This is a genomic window from Halobacillus shinanisalinarum, from assembly GCF_022919835.1.
Lineage (GTDB): Bacteria > Bacillota > Bacilli > Bacillales > Halobacillaceae > Halobacillus_A > Halobacillus_A shinanisalinarum.
This window is the reverse complement of sequence record NZ_CP095074.1, coordinates 4083735-4098780: the sequence shown is the minus strand read 5'-3', so window position 1 is coordinate 4098780 and position 15046 is coordinate 4083735. Positions and strand designations below refer to the sequence as shown.

Here is a 15046-nt window from a genome sequence, read left to right as displayed (position 1 = left end):
TGGATTCGACTTCGTATAGCTTGATGGAGGTGCTGTTGGTAACCTTTTATTTATCACAAAAAGCAGGAAGTCAACCGAAATAAACAGGCCCTTATGGATAAAAAAGGCAGGATGATATTATTACCAAACTTCTATTAGCTGGTATTCATGAAGACTTGATTTCAAGATAATATTAATTACGACCTTCTGCTTTTGCCCTGAACGTTGAATAGACTCACCACAGATCATTAGTAATAACTAAAAATAATCCCCATAAAATGTTAGAAAGCAATGTATCCTCACCTTTCGACAATTGCTAAATCAAGCTATTAGTGAACCGTGCCTGATAACAAAATAAATTAAGAATGCTTCAGCCGGCGTTTTGAAGATAATAATTTAACAACAAATCCTGATCCAAGAGATAACATCGTAAATATACTACCCATCGTCTCTCAGCTTCACTATATAATCTTCTGGCAGTAATACCTCGACTTCTACATATTTAAAATCCATTGATTATCTCCTTATTTCCTTCAGTTAGGAATGGCTGTCGATTAGTTTAATGATCTTCGGCTCTTGCGCCTCTTTAATTGAACATCCAACTAATTAAAATTTGAAAAATCACCATCACAACTGCAATGGCGGGACCTACGATTAGAATCCCTATCAGTAGAGACTTTACAATATCAAAAATTATTGGAGACGACTCTATATCATTGTTCTTTTCTTTAATATCCTCTAAAGATTGATTTATGTTTTTTAATTCCTCTAATATTTGCTTTTCTGTATCTCTTTCCATAAATAACACCCCCACTAAACGACTCCTATCTTAGACAATCCTACAAAAGGGCGCGTTATTCGATAAACGCGCCCTTTAATTGAATAGGACAGAGATATTACTCTGCTAAAATAAATTCCTGCACATATGAAGTACTCGTTCAAGATCATGCTTATGTAATACACCTATATGGCGTTTTAATTCAGATCCATGCACAGAAATATTTTTTTGAAGTACGTGCCACAGATGGCTTTAACAATCCAGCTTCATTCCAATACTCCAAAACAACATCAAATTGATTTCTGGGCTTTTGACTAGTAACTGGAGCAATAATGACATCCACGTCCAGTGCATTTCCGACAATAATAACAGGGCGCTGCTTAGTTTGACGAGTACCTTTAAAAAGGACATCTGCCAACCAAACATCACCCTGTTTCATCCTACTGCTCATTATAGATGTCATCCTCCTCATTATCCCACCAGGCATAATTTTCACTTAGTAAGATAACATCCTTAGACATATATTTTTCTTTAATTGTATCAAGTACCTTTTGCCCTTCTGCCTCACTCAACATGTCAATTTCCTTGATAATTTTATCTGGAATAGACATATCATGTACCCCATTAAACTACACTCATATTATAACTTATACTCCCGTCAACATAAACGGGAATAAACACCGGGTTAATTTTGTTTTTAATTGGACTTTTTACCATTTTAACTCTCCTCCTATCTGCGCCTTCCGTTTACCGCGCATCTTCCTGATGCACCTACCAAAAACCTGCTAAAAAATAGGATCACATAGATCCACATTATCTTCATATTCAGTCCATTTCGAATAAATTTCTAATGTCCACTTATCAGGTACTCTATTATATCCATTCTCCCCAATCCATTGGTGCAAATAAGTATATACCTTATAAATTTCTGAGGATTGTCCTTTAAAGTTTAGAACTCCATACTTCTGTGAAGGGACAACTAGACTAACCATCCTCTCAGGAATCTCCTCAAAATCATGGACTTCATAACAAACCCAGTAGCCATCCTCTTCTTTTGAAGTCTCTGAAGCTTTAAATGATCCGATAAGCTTAACTGGCTCAACTAGTTGTTTAATTTCATCTTTACGTCGTTCTAATGTCATAAATGCTTTAGGAATCTCTTGGCCATAACCCGCAGTATCATTGCAAAGCACACAAAAACCGACTAATTTCTTTTCATCAACTTCTCTTACACCATTTAATGTGATGGGCGAAGTTTCTTCCATACCTTTATTCTCCTTTTCATGAACATTTGGTTTTATAACATGCTTTTAAATATCTATTTCTACAAGAGGAGATTTTCCCCTCCTTTTCTCAAAGCTTTATTTAGTTTGATTCGCTGTTCGCGATCTGAAGCTAGTGCCCTGTATATTTTTAAAATGATCTCGAATTCAAGTCTTACAGATAATGCCCGTTCGCGGAACAAAAAAATCTTGAATTACCACAGTAGAAATTTTTGACCAAAACTTTATAAATCATTCTTTATCTTATATCTACATACAACAGTTCATCTTTTTCAAGACGGTGCAACTTCTTTTACAAACGGATAAACATTGCTTTAAAGATGCAATAGTGGGTGTTGCCAGAATACCTTTCGATACAAAAAGTCTTCATCCCTTTTGAGGGATGAAGACTTCTGTTAATCAATCACTTTTCTTTTTTCGATAACTGCATTGCTTTTTTAATATCTTTAAAAGATGATGATTTCCCATAAAGAAGAACACCACCGCTATAGATCCGGGCACCAAACCATGCAAGGATGGCTATGGAGGCGACGAGTACTCCAACCGAAAGAATGACTTCCCAAACTGGAATATCCAACATTCCCACTCGTAAAAACATGATGAGTGGTGAAAAGAATGGAAAATAGGACGAAACCGTTACGAAGGTGGACTCAGGAGCGTTCAATCCAAATACAGAAATAAAGAAGGCCGCTAAGATTAAATAAATCATCGGTGCAATCATTTGCTGTGCATCCTCTAATCGACTAACTAGCGACCCAAGTGTTGCTGCAAGCGTCGCATAAAGCAAATAACCAAGGATGAAGAATAAAACAGCATAGGCAATGATCGAGCCTTGAATATTAGTTAATCCGAACCCCGCCATCAGCGACCCTTCTCCACCATTTTGGGTAACCCCAAAATAACCGACTATCAAAATTAAACAAAATTGCAACATCCCGACCAAAGCAATGCCAATAATTTTGGCAAACATTTGTGATACAGGTGATACGCTCGAGATTAAAATTTCCATTACTCTACTCGATTTTTCTGTAGCAACCTCAGTTGCGATCATACTGCCATACATAATTACAGACATATAGAGCAGGAATAGCATGACATAAACTAATCCACGTGTTTGTGCTAGTTCTTCTTCAGATTTTGCACTTTCCTCCAATGATACCGTTTCAAATGCTACAGGGGATGATATTTGCTGTAATGTGACTTGATCCACACCTGCCTCCTCTGTAGCAATCCCTACTTTAATTTGCTGCAAAGCTTGTTTAATTTGATCACTATTTTCAGCTGAAGCAATTTCATTAGCATAATAAGTGGCTTCTGGCAAGTTGCTCTCACCTGTAGTAATTTCAACTACGGATTGATAGGTGCCTTTTTCCACCGCTTCTTTCGCTTCATCTAAAGATTTGTCATACGTCTCTACTTCAAAGGAATCATTAATTGCAGCTGTTTCTTCAAGGGTCTGGAACCATTCTTCATTATCCGTTATAACAGCCACCCGATCAGTCTTATCCTCGCCGCTGAATGTATCAATAATGGTTTGAATATTGGTTACCGCTATTATCAGTGCTAACGTCACAAGCGTTGTAATTAGAAAGGATTTGGTTTTTACTCGATTTGTAAAAGTATGACCTACCATGATAAAGAACTTATACATAAGAGGCACCTACTTTCTCGATAAAAATATCGTTCAAAGAAGGTTCTTCCAAATTAAAAGTACGAACGAAACCACGTCCATTTAATTCAGCAAAAATCTTTTGGGATATTTCTTCAGTTTCCACTTGCAATTCACAGCCTTCTCCAAATGCTTTGTACTTGGTTACACCAGGGATATCCTTCAAAAATTGCATATTAAAATCTGCTTTTACGTGGACATTTTTCTTTCCAAATGAGCGCTTGATGTCTTTTAATTGCCCGTGAACAACAGGAGATCCATGGTGAAGAATGCATAAATTCTCACACAATTCTTCCACATGTTCCATCCTGTGAGACGAAAACACAATCGACATGCCAGATTCTTTCAAATCGACCACCGCTTCTTTCAGCATTTCAACATTGACAGGATCAAGACCCGAAAAAGGTTCATCCAGGATTAACAGCTTCGGCTTATGTAATACGGCAGATATAAATTGTATTTTTTGCTGATTACCTTTGGAGAGCTCCTCCACTTTTTTCGTCTTGTAATCAGGGACTTTAAAACGCTCCAGCCAATAATCTAACTCCCTTAGTGAATCTGGTTTACTCATACCACGAAGCTTTGCTAAATAGACAAGCTGGTCACGGACCTTCATTTTAGGATAAAGTCCTCTCTCCTCAGGTAAATAGCCAATTAGGTGACTTTGGTCATACCCAATGTTCCCATCATTCCAAGAAATCGACCCCTCAGTTTCTTGTAATAATCCAAGTATCATTCTAAAAGTTGTCGTTTTACCCGCACCGTTCGCCCCCAGAAATCCAAATATTTGCTTTTCTGGTATTTCGATTGATAAGTGATTGACCGCAACGTGCGATCCAAACTTTTTTGTAACATTGTTCAGTCGTAGCGTCATGTTACTTCCTCCTTTTCCCTTTAAATATACGAATCATCCCTAAAAGTAGTTTCATAAATTTGTTACTCTTACAAAAAAATAAAATCAAGCAGGAATATCGAGCCCATATAACAAATTAATTAAGGAGACTGTTCTTGGAGGGGTAATAATGAAGAAATACTTTCTAACTGTATTCGAAAAAGATGGAACAAATGTATTAGATGATTCATTTGAGGCTGAAAATGATTCAGAAGCAAAGAAGATTGGGGAGGGCAAGCTTGATGAGCAAGGATATCAAGAATATACCCATCGCTGTGTAGCCCCTGAAGGCCATCTTGTTTTATTCCACAGGTAATCACAATTAAAAGTCGCGCTCCCACGCGACTTTTTCAATTCCCGTTAAAGTCAGGTTTACGTTTTTCTAAAAAGGCTGATACGCCTTCTTTATGATCCTCTGATGTTCGAAGCGTCCATTGGGCTTGTCTTTCTTTTGCCATGTATTGCAAAAGTTGATCGATTTTATATTGATGATAAATCTCCTTTGTTGCAATCATTGATTTCAGTGGTCTTTGACTCCACGTCCATGCTAATTGGTCAGCTTCCTCATGAATATTTCTTGCAACAACAATGTCTACTAGCTTATGATCAAAGGCTTCCTTCGCTCTCATTTCTTGTCCTTGCCAGGTAAGATGTTTAGCATGATGAACACCAAGCCGCTGTTCTAAGAAAAAATGTCCACCCCCGTCAGGAACAAGTCCGATACCGATGAAATTCATTGAAATACGAGCATTGGCGTCTGCCATAATATAGTCAGCAGCAAGCGCAATACTTAGACCTAAACCAACCACAGGCCCATGCAAGGCAGCAATCACAACCTTAGGCATGTTATAAATGGTTGTCACGACCGTCTCAATATCATTCATCACCTGTTCATAGATCTTAGAATCACCAATTTCTTTCATCATCTTTAAATCACCGCCGGCACAAAATCCTTGCCCCGTTCCAGATATAACAACTACTTGTGCTTTATGCTCCTTAACGACTGTAACAGCTTCAGCAAATTCCTGAAGCATTTCGACATGTAAAGCGTTATATTTTTCGCCGCGATTCAGGCGTAAGTGGATGACATTACCCTTTGGCTCTATTTGAAAAAAGCGCATGGCTATCCCCCTTTGCAAAATGTTCTTTCATGTAAAAATTCGCCTATATCTTAATAATTCCTTCAAAAAAACAAAATTAATGAAGAAGGGACGAACGAGGAGCCTCACGGTTCGTCCGCGGATAACGATCCCTGTCTACGGTCTTAATATCGAGAACAACAACCTTTATTCATAGAGTTAAAATAAAAAAGCCGCCTATTAGGACGACTTTTTTTACTATTATTGCTGTGGTTCTTCAGGATTACCGTAAAGCTCTTCAAGAGGCTTCGTAATAATTTTGCTTACGTCATTAATTACTGTGTTCAAACGCTGTTCTTCTTCCATCAGCTTAGAAATTTGCGGATGCTGTTGGACAAGCTCAACCACTTGACGTGCTTGTTCCACTTCTTCTTCGCTAATTTCTTCCCCTTGCATTTGCTTCTGTTGAAGAGTAACTTGTGTTTGACGGAAGTCTTCGAACATCTTCTTAGCAGATTCTTCGCTCATTACCGCTTCATATGCTTCTTTTAGTCCTGTGAATTCTTCACTGTTGCGAATTGCTTTTTCAAGATCATATGCGTGATCATAAATATTAGCCATAAATTAAATGTACCTCCTAGAATTGAGTTAGTAACTCCTTCCCCACTATAACAAACAAGCTAGTCCATGTATAGGAATAGACGGTTATCCGAGAATCAGCACAATAATCCCCTGGATCACTCCGATCATTCCACCTAGAAGTGCCCCTAAATACGTGATCATTTTAAATTCTCGTTTTGAAATACCGAGTACTATTTCTTCTAACCGTTCAACAGGAAAGGAAGCGACCTGTTCTTCCACAATCCCGGATAGATTCATTGACGTCATCATCCGGTCTATTCTTGAAGACAACATATCCGTGAATTTAGGTACCATCACCGGGACAACATCAAGAATAATTTTTGAATGCAGCGGTTTCGTCCAATCTGCTATCGAGCGGGACATCCACTCCTCAAGGGGATTGCCTGACCAACAGCCTTCCCAAGTGTGTTAGCAATTGTTTCCTTACCTATTTTCTCTTCGAAATCTTTAACTGGTTGGTCTAATGCCTTTGTTATTTCTGTCTGGATCATCGTTTGTAACCAATCCGTAGCCTCTTGTGCCGAAACATATTTAATAAGTACGGGGTGCACGCGATCGATGAGTCTTTCCGATCCCATAAAGGAAGCGATCATGTTTCCTAGGAATCCCTGATTGTCCAAATAATCATCTATGAGGGCAGCAATTCTTTCTTTTCCCTCGTGACTATCCAGATACATTTTAATTCGATCTTGAATATAGACAGCAAATTGATCAGCACCTGCCTCTATTTTACTTTTCCAATGATCTGAGAGTATGTCTCCTACTCTTTGCTCTCTTGTGTGGCTCATCATTAATTCGTACCGTTCTTCTACCCAAAGAGATACGGATTCTCTCAGCAGATCTTTATTCAGGTCAATGTCTAAGGATTTCAAGAACTCCTGTATGGTTTCCTCTTTGCTCAACAGTTTTTCTACTTCTTCCTGAGCAAACGTGGTCAGTTGGTTTTCAAAACCCTGACCGTTAATTTTCCGTCTTAGTCCATCCGCCGTTAATAAATGATTCACAACCATTTCACCTAACTGACGAGACAGTTCTTCACGCCGTTTAGGGATCAACCCTGGTGTGAATGGAAGCTGAAACTTGCCGATCTTAATCGCTTTATATGGACGAAAAAGCATTTTAATAGCCAGATGGTTTGTCACACCACCAATGGCAGCTCCAATCAACATCATAAATAGAATCAACACAAATGCATTCATTTCTTACCCTCATTTCAGTCATAGAACTGTTCCAATTATATATGACTTGCTGCGGTGATGCCAATCTCACCTAGTGGGGATTAACTCCAATAATTGGCTTAGTGATTCTGTTCCTAAGGGGAAAGTTAAACATGGAGGTGAAAAAAGTGAAAAAGAAAAAAGGTTATAATCCAGAGGGTAAAAAACAATTAGAACTCGATGTGGACCGAATGATAAATGAGGGTATGGCAGGAGGAGGACCGCTTCCTGCTTCTGGTGATAATCAGATTGGTGAAACCCATCCAATACCAAAACAAGAAAACGAATCCCACAGAAGGCGCCCAGCGGATTAGAGCGTCTTCTGAAATGTTTATCGTAAAATAAACTCTGCTGTGCTGCTCCCGTTGAAATGGGCCGCAGCATGACAGGTTAGCGGCTTTTCACAATCATGCGGACCGCTTCCTCTATCTGTTCTTCAGAAGATTCGCCGTCTTCTTGCGATTGTTTAATACTCGATTCTAAATTTCTTGCAACAATATATCCGATCGCGCGATCCATTGCAGATCGAGCTGCTGAAAGTTGGGTGACAACTTCCTTACATTCCTTTTCCTCTTCCATCATTTTAAGGACACCACGCACTTGTCCCTCAATTCGTTTCAAACGGTTTTTTGTTTCTTGGCCGTACTGATCCCTTTCTTTCACTTGATCCATTTGCTTTCCCTCCCCATTTCCATCTAAATAAAGACGATTATATCCTAACTGAGTGTTTGCTGAAATGATGGTTTATATTACTATGATAGTAGATATTTTTACAAAAAGGAAGGTACTATGACTAAAATCGATCAACTTAAGCAGCTCTATCCTTCTTTAATTGTCATTAATCAAGGGGAACAAAAGCCGTCAGAACAATTCCAATTCTTTCAAACGCCTGATGACGAAATCGTTGGCATATTAAAATCTGATTTTAACAAAAGGGAGAGCCAACTTCTTCATTTATTCCTCACCCCCATCGAAAGCAAGGACGTAACGGAAACAGATCGTGAACGTGACTGGATCAAGTTTATTCGCGAGCAGTCAGATGAACTAACTTTAGATCCACAGCCACAAAGATATAGGTTTGTATTTTTCTCATTGACGAACAAGTCACTTGAGCTTGATCCCTTTCAACAAGCTCTTCAATCTTTGTTTCCAAAAGTAATGCCGCTGGTTTGGGAAAATAATCATGAAGGCGTAATCATCGAAGAAATGATGGAAGAAGGACAGGAGACTATTTCTTTTCAAACAATTATTGATGTATTAATGAGTGATTTCTACACAAAAATCCACTTCTATATCAGTGACTTTGCAGAAAACATAGGTGAAGCGCCAAGGTTGTTTCAGTGGGCGAAAAAATGCTTCTACATCTCCATGAAGCATCGTATCGGTCCGGTTATCACTTTCCAAGATGTTATCCCTTTTCTTTATATTGAATCAATGCCCGTGGAAGAACGAGCACTGATTTCTCATGGATTATTGGCTAGTGTCCAAGCAGATAGGGAATTATTGCAAACCATTCGCGTCTTCCTCGAAGCCGGGTCAAATGTTACACTCGCTGCAAAAAGGCTTTATATGCATAGAAACAGTTTGCAATATCGAGTAGATAAATTCATCGAAAAAACAGGCGTTGATATTAAGCAATTTCAAGGGGCTGTCATCACGTACCTTACATTAATGGAATTGGACCGATAACAAAGTGCACAAAGACTCATGGAGTTCTTTGTGCACTTTGTCCATTTACCCTGCCCTATTTCTTGCGATAAACTTAGGACATATAAAAGAAAGCGATTTCAATTTTTAACAGGGAGGCTTTACTAATGGCGGAGTTAAAACTAAACAACATCGAAAAGGTGTATGACAAAAAAGTAAAAGCTGTGGATGACTTTAATTTACATATTAATGATAAGGAATTTATCGTGTTCGTTGGACCTTCAGGGTGTGGGAAGTCTACAACACTTAGAATGATCGCTGGACTAGAAGAAATCACCAATGGCGATTTCATCATTGATGAGAAGCGTATGAATGATGTGGCTCCTAAAGATCGTGATATTGCAATGGTTTTCCAAAACTATGCCTTGTACCCGCATATGAACGTTTATGACAATATGGCATTCGGACTTAAACTTCGTAAAATGGATAAACAGGAAATTAAACAACGAGTAGACAATGCTGCAAACATTCTTGGACTTGAAGCTTTATTAGACCGTAAGCCTAAAGCCCTTTCTGGCGGCCAGCGCCAGCGTGTAGCCCTTGGCCGTGCAATCGTACGTGATGCCAAAGTATTTCTTATGGATGAGCCACTATCCAACCTAGATGCGAAATTACGTGTACAGATGAGAGCTGAAATTCAAAAATTACACCAACGTCTGCAAACTACAACTATTTATGTAACACACGACCAAACTGAAGCTATGACAATGGCCACCCGTCTTGTTGTTATGAAGGATGGTCTGATCCAGCAGGTCGGGGCTCCTAAAGAAGTTTATGATAAACCTGAAAATGTCTTTGTTGGTGGCTTTATTGGCTCCCCAGCCATGAACTTCTTTAATGGAACGCTTCGCGAGAACCATATCGAACTAGGCAACGATATTAAAATTGCTGTACCTGATGGCAAGTTGAAGCCGTTGCGTGAACAGGATTATATAGGAAAAGAAGTTATTTTAGGTGTGAGACCTGAAGACATGCATGATGAACCCGTGTTTATTGACGCCAACCAGGATAAGAAAATCACTGCCTATATTGAAGTAGCTGAACTGATGGGTGCCGAATCTTACCTTTATTCTAAAGTTGGCGACCAAGAGTTTATTGCCCGTGTTGATGCACGAACCGAAATCAATGGCGGCGATGAAATCGAGCTTGCTATCGATATGAACAAAGTTCACTTTTTCGATAAAGATACAGAACAACGCATTCGCTAATATTAACGTTATCAAAGCCGTAAGCTATGAATAGCTTACGGCTTTTTTTAAAAGATAAAAAAGGAGAAAGGGCGCACCCTTTCTCCTTTGTCAAATTATTTATTATTTTTGTTGTCCACCGAACTGTTGTTCAGCCATTGATACAAGACGCTTAGTGATTTCTCCACCTACAGAACCGTTAGCACGGGAAGTAGTGTCAGCACCAAGTTGTACTCCGAATTCTGATGCAATTTCAGTTTTCATTTGGTTTAGAGCTTGTTGTACACCAGGTACTACTAACTCATTTGAACTGTTGTTGTTAGCCATTGTTTCTCACCTCCTGTTGTGTGTAATAGTAGTATGAGCACGTACTCTCATTTTTATCACAAAAATTTCATTCCAATAAACGGAAATTTTTCAGGTGGTGAAAAACAGACCTAATAGTGTGTGTTCAAAAAAATTGACCAGTGAGAACGTCGTCAAAAAACCCGTGATAAAGTCGACACGAACACGCTCCTTGCGCGTCGCAAGAAGGTCGAAGCGCAAAAGTTTTGACGGACAGAAAGCCGTATGCCTTCATACATGAGGACCGGAAAAACCGAGCCGTTGATCATTTGGTGAGCCTCTAATAGTGAATTTTTACTTGGCGTTAGGCTTCGTCATCGCCTTGGGATCAACATATTCATCAAACTGGCCTTCTGTAAGAATCCCCATTTCAACAGCCGTTTCCTTCAGTGATTGATCTTTTTCAAAAGCTGTCTTCGCAATTTTAGCTGCATTTTCATACCCAATATGCGGATTCAACGCCGTAACCAACATCAGCGAATCACGTAAATATTTTTCAATTTGTTCATGATTCGGTTCAATCCCTACTACACAACGATCATTAAAGGAAATCATACTATCAGCAAGCAGTTGCGCTGATTGTAAGAAGTTATAAGCAATAACTGGCTTAAATACATTAAGCTCAAAGTTACCCTGACTTGCTGCAAATCCGATTGTTGCATCGTTCCCCATCACCTGAGCAGCTACCATTGTAATCGCTTCGCTTTGGGTTGGATTTACTTTACCTGGCATAATTGAGCTGCCTGGTTCATTAGCAGGAATAGTAATTTCACCGATTCCAGATCGTGGTCCGCTAGCTAACCATCTGACATCATTAGCAATTTTCATCACATCAGCGGCCAATGCTTTCATTGCCCCATGTGTATGGACAAGCTCATCGTGTGATGTTAAAGCATGAAACTTATTAGGAGCAGAAATAAAATGTTTGCTCGTCTCTTCATTAACTTTTGTGACGACTTGTTCCGAAAAATCAATGTGTGCATTTAAACCTGTCCCTACAGCCGTACCGCCAATCGCAAGCTCTCTTACGTAGTTTGTACTATCTATAAGCATGTTTTCAGTCTTTTCAAGCATACGATGCCAGCCGCTTATTTCTTGTCCTAGTGTTAATGGTGTCGCATCTTGAAGGTGCGTTCGGCCAATTTTAACGATTTCATTAAATGCTTTCATCTTTTCTTCTAGCGTATCCTTCAATTTAGTTAATGCCGGCAGTAACACATCCTCAAGCTTTCTAACCGATGCAATATGCATAGCTGTTGGATATGTATCATTAGAGCTTTGTGATTTGTTGACATCATCATTTGGGTGCAGGCGCGTTTCTTTGCCTTGCTGTTTTAGCCACTCGTTTCCAACATAAGCAATAACTTCATTGACGTTCATGTTAGATTGCGTACCGCTTCCTGTTTGCCAAACTACCAGTGGAAAATGATCTTCCAATTCACCCGCGAGAATCAGGTCAGCTGCATGGCCAATCGCCTCCGCTTTATCTCCTTCAAGCAACCCAAGTTCAAAATTTGCCCTCGCTGCACTTTTCTTCAGAATAGCAAAACCTTCGATCACTTCTGTTGGCATTTTTTCATTTCCAATTGGAAAATTTTCTTTACTTCTTTGTGTCTGTGCCGCCCAATACTTGTCACTTGGTACTTTTATTTCACCTAATGTATCTTTTTCAATACGATAATCCATGATGATCCTCCTTTATCTATTGTGAACATCCTTTTCAATTGTATCAATTTTCTCATAAACATTCATTAACTTGATTCGAGTCATCTGTCGAATATCAAACAAATATATTATCTAATTATTTACATTATTCTGATTATAGTGTATGATCATACTTATTAGGTGGAAAGGAGGCAAAGACAGACTCCATAACCTTGAAGGAGGGATGGATAGTTCTCCTGTTTTTGCTTGATCTTCTCCATTGGGTAATTAATGTGGAAAAAGAGCCATGGGAGTGGCTCTTTTTTGCGTTATAATAAAGATAAAAGAGGTGAGTGTATGCCAAACATATGGACACATATTCTGTTTGCTCAAGATGTATGTAATGAACTTCAAAGAGAGGATATTATCAATACTTCGGGGCGATTTTTAAATATGGGAGCTCAGGGACCTGACCCTTTTTTCTACTATAATTTCTGGCCTAAGCTTAGCGACTATGGAGTAAATGATGTCGGCATGAAGCTGCATACTGAACAATGTGGTGCTTTTTTAATGAACATGATCAAGCGTGGGAAACATGTGAAAAATCGATCCCAGGCCTATATTTTAGGATTTGTCAGTCACCACATTCTTGACAGAGTCACCCATCCTTACATTCATTATTACTCTGGTTATCAAGGACATAAACACCAAGAGCTTGAAGTGATCATTGATACGCTTATGCTCGAGAAGTACCGCCAGCTAAAACCATGGAAAACTCCTGTTCACAAACAGGTACAATTGAATAAAAAAGAGGCAGAACAAATAGCTCGATGGCTGGAACAGGACATCTATACATTGTTTCCAGAACTAACTTCGTCCGTTCCATCGAATTATGTAGTGAAATCATTGATGGATATCACTCTTGCTCAGCGGCTATTATTTGACCCTAAGGGCTGGAAGAATGATTTATTAGGATCTGTGGTTTCATCGTTTTCTCATCGACCAATCAAAGAAGAGTTCGATTACTTAAACGAAAATAGAAAGGAATGGAGGCATTCTGCAACAGGTGAGCCGTCACATGCCTCATTTATTGATTTATATAAGACTGCTTATCAAGACGCCTGTTCAATAATAGAACCTATTTTGTTCTATTGGGGCAGTTCTAATGAAGGATTGATCGATAATATCGCAGATCAAATCGGTGATCTTTCCTATGACACGGGAAAACCGCTCTCCCTCCGTTTGAAAAATCACTATACTTATCCAATCGTGTAACAAAAGCAGAGGCTTCACCTCTGCTTTTCACGTTCTAACAACTGTTGTATGCTCCTGGGCCTCTTTCGCCCCTTTTTCGACATCAACAAATCTCAATAGGATAATACCACCTATAAAAAAGATAAGCAGTGATAATATACCAAGACGGCTCGAACCCGTTAACTGACCAACTAAGGCAAAGGCAAATGGACCAAAGATGGCCGCAAACTTAGATGATATTCCATAAAAACCATAAAACTCCGCCTGTCGATCAGCTGGCACCATTCTCCCAAAAATAGATCGACTTAACGATTGTGCTCCACCTTGAACCATTCCTACACAAATAGCTAATATATAAAAGTGCAAGGCTGTCGTCATAAAGTAGCCTAAAGCAACGATGGCTAAATAAATGTATAATGCCAGTGTAAGTGCACGCTTGGCAGTAATTTTATCGGCCAAAAACCCAAATAAAAATGCAAATGGTATGCCGACAAACTGAGTGATTAATAAAGCTATGATAAGCGAGTTGCTATCAATTCCTATATCCCGGCCATAAATGGTAGCCATTTTAATAATTGTTGAAATCCCATCATTATATAGCCAAAATGCTAATAGAAAAACAAGCAGCTGCTTGAATTGATTAAGCTCCCTAAATGTTCGTCCGACCCGTTTAAAACCAATTTTGGCGTAAGACTCTGTTCGTTTAGGTTGTAGCTTTTTCTCTTCTTTCACATTTTTAAAAAGCGGAATCGAGAAAATCAACCACCATATGCCGACGGAAACAAAAGAGAGCTGTGAGGCAACGAGACTGTTTGGAAGCCCAAACCATTGATAATTTAAAATCATCATCAAGTTAATAGCTAGAAGCACGCCGCCGCCAATGTAGCCAAAAGCAAACCCTCTGGCGGACACCTTATCAATCGTTTTTTCATCAGAAACTTCCGGCAAAAAAGCATCATAAAAAGCATTTCCACCCGAGAAGCCTATCGTACCGATAATCAGGAGTAATGAAGCTAATAAATAATCTCCTTCGCCGACGAAGGCCAAAAGGACACTTGCAATCATCCCCATAAAAGCAAAAAACATTAAGAACTTTTTCTTTGCTGCAGAGTAATCACTTATAGCTCCGAGGATTGGTGCAAGGATAGCGACGATTAACACAGCGATGGATTGGGAATACCCCAGTAGCTGGTCGCAAGGGTTTGATCTACTCCTTTGGCTGCTACATCATAATAAAATACTGGCAAAACAGCAGCCATAATTGTCGTTGCAAAGGCAGAGTTTCCAAAGTCATACAGCATCCAGCTTAAGACAGGTTTCTTTCTCATCGCTTTCCTCCCCCTCGAACCTTTGTAAAAACGGCTGTATAA

General features: G+C 39.2%; 18 protein-coding genes and 1 pseudogene. 5 read left to right on the top strand and 14 right to left on the bottom strand.

All coding sequences use genetic code 11. The features are described from left to right. Positions 1-565: 565 nt before the first annotated feature. The 6 genes from MUO14_RS20320 to MUO14_RS20295 form a co-directional block, all read right to left on the bottom strand. On the bottom strand, positions 566-778 hold the full coding sequence (locus MUO14_RS20320; protein WP_244752343.1) for a hypothetical protein: 213 nt from the start codon (positions 776-778) through the stop codon (positions 566-568). A gap of 181 nt (positions 779-959) precedes the next feature. Further along, positions 960-1208 carry a type II toxin-antitoxin system PemK/MazF family toxin gene (locus tag MUO14_RS20315; RefSeq protein WP_244752342.1) on the bottom strand — a complete coding sequence of 83 codons (249 nt, stop codon included), beginning with the start codon at positions 1206-1208 and terminating at the stop codon, positions 960-962. Next, positions 1198-1368, bottom strand: a complete 171-nt coding sequence (locus MUO14_RS20310; RefSeq protein ID WP_244752341.1) for a hypothetical protein — start codon at positions 1366-1368, stop codon at positions 1198-1200. The genes MUO14_RS20315 and MUO14_RS20310 overlap by 11 nt, the downstream gene beginning before the upstream one ends. Before the next feature lie 174 nt (positions 1369-1542). After that, complete coding sequence (locus MUO14_RS20305) at positions 1543-2022, bottom strand: GyrI-like domain-containing protein (protein ID WP_244752340.1); 480 nt, start codon at positions 2020-2022, stop codon at positions 1543-1545. Between the two features lie 421 nt (positions 2023-2443). After that, the gene (locus tag MUO14_RS20300) at positions 2444-3691 is read right to left on the bottom strand and encodes an ABC transporter permease (RefSeq protein ID WP_244752339.1); all 1248 of its coding nucleotides are present in this window, start codon (positions 3689-3691) and stop codon (positions 2444-2446) included. After that, on the bottom strand, positions 3684-4583 hold the full coding sequence (locus MUO14_RS20295; protein WP_244752338.1) for an ABC transporter ATP-binding protein: 900 nt from the start codon (positions 4581-4583) through the stop codon (positions 3684-3686). Before MUO14_RS20295 ends, MUO14_RS20300 begins: the two co-directional genes overlap by 8 nt. A gap of 148 nt (positions 4584-4731) precedes the next feature. Here MUO14_RS20295 and MUO14_RS20290 point away from each other — a divergent pair, with 148 nt between their 5' ends. Beyond that, complete coding sequence (locus tag MUO14_RS20290; protein ID WP_244752337.1) at positions 4732-4917, top strand: YhzD family protein; 186 nt, start codon at positions 4732-4734, stop codon at positions 4915-4917. Between the two features lie 34 nt (positions 4918-4951). Here MUO14_RS20290 and MUO14_RS20285 read toward each other — a convergent pair whose 3' ends face one another. The 4 genes from MUO14_RS20285 to MUO14_RS20275 all read right to left on the bottom strand — a co-directional run bounded on the left by MUO14_RS20285 (position 4952) and on the right by MUO14_RS20275 (position 7521). Continuing rightward, entirely contained in the window at positions 4952-5722 is a 771-nt protein-coding gene (locus tag MUO14_RS20285) for an enoyl-CoA hydratase (RefSeq protein ID WP_244752336.1), read from the bottom strand. 219 nt (positions 5723-5941) lie between these two features. Next, a complete protein-coding gene (locus MUO14_RS20280; protein ID WP_244752335.1) occupies positions 5942-6301 on the bottom strand; it encodes a YlbF/YmcA family competence regulator in 360 nt (119 codons plus the stop codon). Between the two features lie 84 nt (positions 6302-6385). Next, entirely contained in the window at positions 6386-6685 is a 300-nt protein-coding gene (locus MUO14_RS24425; RefSeq protein WP_255822138.1) for a DUF445 domain-containing protein, read from the bottom strand. Beyond that, complete coding sequence (locus MUO14_RS20275) at positions 6670-7521, bottom strand: DUF445 domain-containing protein (protein ID WP_255822137.1); 852 nt, start codon at positions 7519-7521, stop codon at positions 6670-6672. Before MUO14_RS20275 ends, MUO14_RS24425 begins: the two co-directional genes overlap by 16 nt. Before the next feature lie 131 nt (positions 7522-7652). On the opposite strand from MUO14_RS20275, the gene MUO14_RS20270 reads away from it, so the two are divergent. After that, positions 7653-7853 (top strand): hypothetical protein, encoded by a 201-nt coding sequence (locus MUO14_RS20270; RefSeq protein WP_244752334.1) that lies wholly within the window; start codon positions 7653-7655, stop codon positions 7851-7853. Between the two features lie 76 nt (positions 7854-7929). Here the strand turns inward: MUO14_RS20270 and MUO14_RS20265 are convergent, their stop codons facing one another. Beyond that, the gene (locus MUO14_RS20265) at positions 7930-8211 is read right to left on the bottom strand and encodes a metal-sensing transcriptional repressor (protein ID WP_244752333.1); all 282 of its coding nucleotides are present in this window, start codon (positions 8209-8211) and stop codon (positions 7930-7932) included. 117 nt (positions 8212-8328) lie between these two features. Between MUO14_RS20265 and MUO14_RS20260 the strand changes: the two genes are divergently transcribed. Together MUO14_RS20260 and MUO14_RS20255 are read left to right on the top strand one after the other, a co-directional pair. After that, positions 8329-9228, top strand: coding sequence for a PucR family transcriptional regulator (locus MUO14_RS20260; RefSeq protein ID WP_244752332.1), 900 nt, complete (start codon positions 8329-8331; stop codon positions 9226-9228). Positions 9229-9353: 125 nt separating this feature from the next. Next, complete coding sequence (locus MUO14_RS20255) at positions 9354-10454, top strand: ABC transporter ATP-binding protein (RefSeq protein ID WP_244752331.1); 1101 nt, start codon at positions 9354-9356, stop codon at positions 10452-10454. A 102-nt stretch (positions 10455-10556) separates the two neighbouring features. Here MUO14_RS20255 and MUO14_RS20250 read toward each other — a convergent pair whose 3' ends face one another. Together MUO14_RS20250 and fumC are read right to left on the bottom strand one after the other, a co-directional pair. Next, positions 10557-10760, bottom strand: coding sequence for an alpha/beta-type small acid-soluble spore protein (locus MUO14_RS20250; protein ID WP_244752330.1), 204 nt, complete (start codon positions 10758-10760; stop codon positions 10557-10559). Positions 10761-11072: 312 nt separating this feature from the next. Then, complete coding sequence (gene fumC, locus MUO14_RS20245; RefSeq protein ID WP_244752329.1) at positions 11073-12464, bottom strand: class II fumarate hydratase; 1392 nt, start codon at positions 12462-12464, stop codon at positions 11073-11075. Positions 12465-12779: 315 nt separating this feature from the next. On the opposite strand from fumC, the gene MUO14_RS20240 reads away from it, so the two are divergent. Further along, positions 12780-13697, top strand: coding sequence for a zinc dependent phospholipase C family protein (locus MUO14_RS20240; protein WP_244752328.1), 918 nt, complete (start codon positions 12780-12782; stop codon positions 13695-13697). Between the two features lie 27 nt (positions 13698-13724). On the opposite strand, the pseudogene MUO14_RS20235 reads toward MUO14_RS20240, so the two are convergent. Beyond that, positions 13725-15004 (bottom strand): annotated as a pseudogene (locus MUO14_RS20235) (MFS transporter). Positions 15005-15046: the final 42 nt, after the last annotated feature.